At 58.3% G+C, this 7,448-nt stretch carries 5 protein-coding genes; 3 read left to right on the top strand and 2 right to left on the bottom strand.

Annotated features, from left to right (window positions below; genetic code table 11):
• Window positions 1-682, top strand: a 682-nt coding sequence (locus tag ABVV53_RS01670) for a hypothetical protein (RefSeq protein ID WP_353982578.1), incomplete at its 5' end; no start/stop codon positions are given.
• 576 nt (window positions 683-1,258) lie between these two features.
• On the opposite strand, the gene ABVV53_RS01665 is transcribed toward ABVV53_RS01670, so the two are convergent.
• Window positions 1,259-2,566 carry a DUF2264 domain-containing protein gene (locus ABVV53_RS01665; protein WP_353982577.1) on the bottom strand — a complete coding sequence of 436 codons (1,308 nt, stop codon included), beginning with the start codon at window positions 2,564-2,566 and terminating at the stop codon, window positions 1,259-1,261.
• Window positions 2,563-3,492, bottom strand: a complete 930-nt coding sequence (locus ABVV53_RS01660; RefSeq protein ID WP_353982576.1) for a DUF4861 family protein — start codon at window positions 3,490-3,492, stop codon at window positions 2,563-2,565. Before ABVV53_RS01660 ends, ABVV53_RS01665 begins: the two co-directional genes overlap by 4 nt.
• A gap of 170 nt (window positions 3,493-3,662) precedes the next feature.
• Here ABVV53_RS01660 and ABVV53_RS01655 point away from each other — a divergent pair, with 170 nt between their 5' ends.
• Both ABVV53_RS01655 and ABVV53_RS01650 read left to right on the top strand, forming a co-directional pair.
• A complete protein-coding gene (locus tag ABVV53_RS01655) occupies window positions 3,663-4,385 on the top strand; it encodes a FadR/GntR family transcriptional regulator (RefSeq protein WP_353982575.1) in 723 nt (240 codons plus the stop codon).
• Window positions 4,386-4,470: 85 nt separating this feature from the next.
• Window positions 4,471-7,404, top strand: a complete 2,934-nt coding sequence (locus tag ABVV53_RS01650; protein WP_353982574.1) for a TonB-dependent receptor — start codon at window positions 4,471-4,473, stop codon at window positions 7,402-7,404.
• The last annotated feature ends 44 nt before the right edge of the window (window positions 7,405-7,448 follow it).

Raw genomic sequence — 7,448 nt, 5'->3', positions numbered from 1 at the left:
CACGAGCCGCGCCTTTAGCAAAAATCGTGCACAGCCTGTCACCGCACTAAGATCCGACACCTCCGCCTCGGCGCGTTTTTACACAGCCTCGGGCGTGATACGTCGTAAAGGATCGGTGCCTCCGTGGGGCGCCCTCGAGCCGCCCTCCATTTGCATCGGCGATCCAATGGCCGCCAGTCGCGGTCACCAAGCTTTCCGTCCGGTCGATGCTGAAGGCGGCATAGATCGGGCGGGCGCCAACATTGATCCGCACACTGGTCTGGCTTCGACCCATCTTCTTGTCGAGAGGGAGTGTGACGGCCCGGTCACTGGGCTGCGGATCGCGCAGGATGAAAATGGTTCTCCCGGACGGGAAGGTTTCAGGACCGGCAACGCCGTCGGCACCCGCAACAACTTGCCGATCGCTGAATGCTGTGCGGATGTTGAAAAACGCTTCGCCCTCGCCGTAGCGAACTTTCTCGGTCCTAAACGCAATTCTCTCCGGTCCGACGACGTAGACATAGCCAATCATGCTCGACCTCAACTTGATCCGCTCGGCTACGTCCGAATTGACGGCCGGCACGGAGATTCCCTCTGGGGCGAGGCGAAATCGGACAGGTTGATTGTTGATGGTCATGTCAACCGGGTCGCCCATGCGCACGACGAGATCGCATTTCGCCGATCCCGAAGGCCTTGCCGCTGAACAATCAATTGCCGTGAGTAGGACGGACAGCAGCGATGGAAGCACGGAGCACCATATTGCCCCCCCACAGATGCCGCGATCATGAGATCCAACGGCGCTGAGCGATACCTGAATGCGAGGCGGTCTATACCATGATCGCCCTGGGTGACCGTCACATCTCCCAATCCTTCAACTTACTCTGAACGCGACCAATTTCGCCAACACACACTAGCGCTGAGACGGCGCAGATGCACTTACACACCCCGCCGTCAGCAAGAGTCCGAAGTCAGAGGCCGCGCAGCATTGTCGCTTCCTGCAGGGAAAGTAGAGGCGCATCGAACGCCCTGAACCGATAAGCCCCATATACGCGTGCCGGTGAAACTTAAATAGCGTTCCCGGCCCTTCCCGATGTGAGAGCAAGCTCCACGAGGAGCGACTAGTGATTTAGCTGCGGTATGGGTCATTAGTCACCCAAGTTCCGAAGTTTCGGCCCTCGTCTTCATCAATCGACTGCCGCCGGAAGCTCTTGGCCTATAGTTTCCTTGGAATGGCCCACGTCGCTACGGCATGTACTGACCCCAAATTTGTTCACGCCGCTTAGTATGCCACCGGGTAATCTTTGGGAAAATCCTGCCGTGAATAAGCGAGCCGCATGGTCCACGGCAGACCGGGGTCAGTCCAATAGCGGTGCGCGGCCGGCAGCCCCAAAGCGAGCAGGCTCTCCGACGCAATATACATGCTGCCCGCATTGGAATAGACGTCGCCGAGCGTAGGCTGGTGCCTTGCGAACCCAATCGTCAAAAAGCCGTCTTCATCGAAATTGCTGGGATCGGCGAAGATACGGCGCTGCGCCGCCATGGTCGCGGCGCGTACTTGCCCTAGCGGCAGGCTGTCTGGCAACTTCTCGCGCCAAGCCAAATGGCCCAAAGGTTGGTGCACGGCTGTGCGGTAAGTCAGCGAACGTCCAATCGCGGCATAGGCACCGTCCGGACCGATCAGGCGCTCCAGATGCTCACAATAGCGTTGCTCTCGCTTGAGAGCACGCGCAAGTTCTTCGGCTGGCTTGAGGCCGCTGAACGCCGGTTTGCCTGCCGCCATGACCTCTAGGATTTGCACCAACATCGGATGGATGACGTAGCTGTTGTAATAATCGAAGTGGAAAGTCGCGCCGTCGCCGTACCAGCCGTCGCCCACATACCACTCGATAAACTTGCGGATCGACATATCTACGCGCATTGGATCCCATTCCTCGCCGATGGAAAAGAGGAATGCCTCGTTCATCGATGCAAAGAGGATCCAGTTCTGATAAGGTGGATCCACACGACGAAGGTTCTTGATCTCTTCGACGATGCGGCGCTTGGTTGCCGTGCTCAGCGGTTTCCACAGGGCGTCGGGCGCGCGCAGAAGCGCGCTGGTGAAGAATGCAGAATCCACCAGAGCTTGGCCATGGCCGCGCCAGGTCAGGTAATCGGGGCTTTTGGGATCGACGGAGTGCTCGAAGCTTTGCAGGGCCTGCTCCCTAAGCCGTGCGCGCAAACGGCTTTCTTCCGTTTGATCATCGGGCAGAGCCAGCCAAGGCGCCAGACCATCGATCAGGCGGCCGAATGCCTCCAGATAGCCAACGCCGGGGTCACGGCCGTCCCATGTGGGACTAAGTTCTATCTTCCAGTCGCGGCGCAGTTGGCCGCGTGACATTTTTGCCAAGATCGGCTCGGCCATCCGACGTGCCAAGTCGACGGAAAAAACCCGGTCGGCGCGGCCGCTCGGCAAGGCCTCTTCTGGGCCTGGGGCGGTAAGATGCCTGCTGGAGGTTTGTGCAAGTGCTAGCTGCGCACCGGAAGCCGTCAGACCTGCCGCGCTTGCCAGACCGCCGAGGATATGGCGGCGATTAAGCGAATAGTTCAATTGTTGTCTCCCGGCACAGTGAAGTTCAGCCGCTCTCCGGCAACGTAGTCATCCCACTGCTCGCGGGTATGGAATGCGCCTTGACCAAGGTTCCACGCCGAACCCGAATAGTAGACAAACGGCTTTCCAGGCGTGACCCGCAGAAGCACCAGATAGTTGTCTATGTCCTGTCGAACGTCCGCGATCATCGCGGGGTCGACCCGGATCGCCACTGCCATCCGGCCGTGGTCGGCATCCTCAGGTCCCCACCACGAGAAGACGCCCTTTTCTCTATCTGCGGTCATTTCCCCGGCGCCCGGCCCGGTAGTGCGTTTGCCGATGCCGACGCCCACCAGCAGTTCATCCGGCTTATCCGACGAGATGGTCGAAACCATACGCGTGAAATGAGTGCCCAATGGGAGCGTGAACCGGCGCGTCTCCCACACCTTGCGACCTACGTCGACGGGCCATGGCGCATAGTCGACGGCAAAATCGGCCTCCTTTCCGCCGCTCGAAAATATGCGGTGCCTCACGTAGTTCCGGGAGGTCCAAAGCTTGTTGTCATGCCAGATCCCTAGGCCCCCGGCCCCGCGCGTGGTGCCGACATGGAAGAAATCCAGGCCTTCGCCGTGGTAATTGTGCTGATCCCCCGCACGCAGTTGGCGATCTGCATAAGGCCAACGTACATTCTTGCCCCATGAATCCACGCCAGAACCAGAGGGGGGCTCCACAGCCTCGAGCGCATGACCGTATATGCGGTGCGCGGTTCGATCGTTTTCCCACAGCAGGTCATCGAACCGATATGGGGCAAGGGTTACCGTCGCCTGCGCTTCCCGTGAAATCGGCGGTGGCAGAGCATCTATCACGTTGGGCAGCCAGCTTTGCGTCTGCGCCTTCGCGGACGAAGGCTGAGCATTCGCAGCGCCATTAAGTATTCCAGAACCCATGCCGCAAGCGATAAGGCCTGCGCACACAATCGCGTAACTTGTATGACCATTCCACGCCATAGCTCTCCCCTCGCCCGATGTTGTCATACAAATCTACAGCATGATTGCGGTAGTTCGCAAGCTTGTCGGACATCATCGCGCGCACCCCAACCTGTGGTATAGGCTTCGCAATGACGAAACCACCATCCTTGGCTGATGCTCTTTTCCTCAAGTTGGACGCGATGATCCGCTCCGCGCAATTGGCACCGGGCTCGCGCCTACCTTCGCAAAAGGACATCGCCGAGCAAGAGAACGTAAGCCGGACAGTCGTCCGCGAAGCCGTGGCAAGGCTCGAAGCGAAGGGCAGCGTTGTTGCGCGGCGCGGGTCCGGCGTCTTCGTATCCGACGATGCGCGTTATCAAGCGTTTCAAGTTTCGCGTGACGACATGAAGGAACTTGCCGACGTTGTTCGCCTCCTTGAAGTGCGCCTGGCAATCGAGACAGAGATGGCGGCTTTAGCGGCTGCTCGACGGACAATGGCCGATATTCGTGATATGCGTCAGGCCCTCAACGACATGACCTTGGCCGACGATCCCATCGATTCAGCTGCCGCTGACACGCGGCTTCATATGGCGATCGCGCGCGCAACGAAGAATGAGAATTTTGTCAAATTGGTCGACTTTCTTGGCGTGCGCCTTGTGCCCCCTCGCAGCCTTTATCTGCGCGACCAACCTGTGGAAGCGCAGCAAGCCTATTCCGAAAAAGTCTTCAAGGAACATGAGGCTATAGTCGACGCGATCGTACGGATGAATTCGGACGGCGCACGAGAGGCCGCACGCCACCACATGCAGGAAAGCCTGTGCCGTCACGCGGAGTTGAACCCGACAGGTCTGGCCCCAAGGCCCTCAGCCTAAAGAAACTCATTATTGACTCCGACAAATAGTTATATGACAACTCCTCTCAATGTCGCGATGAACGACGATGTGTGGAGGGGTACAGGTGGGCAAATTCAATTCACTTTGTGGCGCGTCGGTCATCGCGTTGTCAGCTGTCACAGGGTTCGCCCCCGCGGCGGCACAAACAGCAGCGGTAGGCAGTTCCGAGCCGGGTCCGGCGCCTGCGGCATCCGCGAACGACCAAGTTGCGGATACGGAAAACTCAGACAATCAGGGAGGCGACATTGTCGTCACCGGTTTTCGCGAAAGCCTCGCGCAAGGTCTGGCGCTTAAGAAGGAAGCGATCGGCCTCCGCGACTCGATCGTCGCCGAGGACATCGGCAAGTTCCCCGAAGCGAACGTGGCAGACTCACTGCAGCGTATCCCTGGCATTATTCTGACACGCGACGGCGCTTCGAACGAAGGCCAGCGTATTAGTATTCGCGGGCTTGGGCCGGAATTCACGGTCACCACCATCAACATGGCGCCCGTCCGCACGACTTCATCGTTCGACATCGGCGGCTCGTCGCGGAGCTTCAACTACGATGTGTTTCCGTCCGAGCTCTTTGGCCGGGTGGACGTGTATAAAACCCCTCTTGCCCACCTGGAGGAGGGCGGCATCGGTGGTAACATCGATCTGCAGACCCCGCGCCCATTCGACAGCAATGGGCGCGTTATCCGCTATACGGCGCAAGCCAATTACAACACCCAGTCTAAAGAATGGGGACCGCGCGGCTCGCTGCTGCTGAGCGATACCTTCGGCAATTTCGGCGCCTTGTTCGGCGTGGCCTATTCCCGCACCGTGAACGAGCGGTCAGGCTTCCAGGCGCCTGGCGGCTTTAATACATCCGCTATTGGCTCGCGCGGCTATCGAACGCCTGCTGGCCAACCCCGCCCCCTCGTAGGCGCCTATGAGTTCGAGCTCGATCTGGACAATCCAAGAGCCAATTTCGGAGATCTGACGCGGTCTCAAGTGGAGAACGCCTACCTGCCCCGCCTGTACCGTGCCTTCGCCTCCAATAATGAACGCGAGCGGCTCGGTATGGTAGGTTCGCTGCAGTACAAAACCGATCGCCTCGATCTCAGCGTTGACGGCATCTACTCGCGTCTGACGGACCAGACTGACGAATTCACCTTCGGTGTCGCCGTACGCAACTCCCGTACGGTGCCAGGCACCACCAACCTGCCCGGCAGAGGGACCAACTCCGGCATAATCCCGCTGAACGTCAAGATTGACGAGTTCAACAATCTTTACGGCACGTTTGGCAACACGACCATTCTAACGGAAAGCTTCTTCCGCGATTTCAAGACAACGTTCAAATACGGGATCGCGCGTGGCGCTTACGATATCTCCGACAATCTTAAGTTTTCCGCTCAAGGAAGCTTGAGCGAAAGTCGCGGGCGCAGCTCGGGTAATCGCGTACTCTCTGCCCTGTATGGTATAGAAACGACGTTTGATCCCACCGAAAACGTGTCTTACCCGACCATAAGCTCACCGGTTTCGTTCACGGACCCGCTTAACTTCGCAGACCCGACCATAGCCTTCGGTTCGGCGGTGGAGACTGACAAGCAGCACACGGCGCGTGCAGTTTTGGATTGGACCCTGCTCGATGATGGTGACCGGCTGTTCGAGATAAAGCTGGGCGGCAGCTACGTTTCTTCGACCAAGCAAATCTCTCGCCGGGATGGCAGCTCGATCGGAGCTACGCGAACACTGCCGGGTGGCGGCACGTTCAGGACCATGGACGTCTTCGGCTATATGGACCCCTTCGTTCAATCCGGCGCCTTGCAAGATGGCGGAAACCCCGGCTTTCCGTCCCAATTCGCTACCTTCTCACGCGATTTCGTTATGAATACACTCGATGCAAACGGTGCGAATGCCGCCGCCCCGCCTTTGCTGAACGGGTCATTCAAGGCGGCCGAGGCGGTTTCGACCGGCTTCTTCGAAGCCAGCTTCAAGACTCCGCTATTTGGCGGTGAGCTTCGCGGTAACGTAGGAATGCGCTATTCCGACACCCGCACGACGATCAATAACTACGTCAGCGCTGGCGCCGGTCAGTTTGTACCGGCAGAGCGAAAGGGCGGGTACGACAACTGGCTGCCAGCTGCGAGCCTTGCCTTCGACCTGACCCGTTCCATCACGCTCAGGACGTCCGCTGGGCGCACGATTACCCGCAACGCGCTTTCCACTATCGCAGGAAGTACCGTGGTGCCCAACGTGTTCTCAGGACAGGTAACGGTCGGCAACCCCGATCTGCTGCCTCAGATTGCAGATCAGTACGATGCAGCAGCAGAATGGTACTTCGCACCTGGCGCGCTGATCAGCGTCGGCGTCTTTCAGAAGAACATCAAGAACCGGCCCTTTGCATCACAGGAATACGTGCCGTTTAGCTCGCTTGGTCTGCCGCAAAACGCATTCAATGCGCTATCGCTGGGCTTTCCCGACGGCGTGATTCCGCCGGATTTCCAAATCCGCCGGACAATTACGATCAACCAAGGCGAACTTAATCTTAAGGGACTGGAAGCGGCGTATCAGCAGAACTTCACGTTCTTACCAGAACCTTTCGACGGTTTAGGCGTGACGGCAAGCCTGACATTGATCGATCAGGATGGCGGGGATTTCGTAACTACAGCCGGCACGATCGTTCCAATCTCGTTCGTGCCGAAGAAGTCCTACAGCCTTACCGGCTTCTACGAAAAAGGCCCGTTTACCCTGCGCGCCTCGTACAACTATCGCGGCAAGACCGGCACTTCGTTTGAAAACCTCGGCAACGATCTCATCACGTATGTCGCACCGCAAGGCTACCTTGATGGAACGATCAGCTATCAGCTGAACGATTTGATAGAAATTAGGATCGATGCGCTCAACATCTTGAACGAGAACACGTACCTCTACTTCGAAAACCCCGAACAATCCAAAGGCAACGGGCAGAGCCGCCGCGACAGCTCGTTCTACAATGGCACGACGGTCTCCTTCGGTGTTCGCGGCAAGTTTTAAGCAGGTCCTCCCTGTAAGGCGTCCGGTTCGTCCGGACGCCTCTT

This window comes from Novosphingobium kalidii (assembly GCF_040534015.1).
Classification (GTDB): domain Bacteria; phylum Pseudomonadota; class Alphaproteobacteria; order Sphingomonadales; family Sphingomonadaceae; genus Novosphingobium; species Novosphingobium kalidii.
The sequence above is the reverse complement of the archived record's forward strand: the minus strand, read 5'-3'. Positions and strand labels throughout refer to the sequence as shown.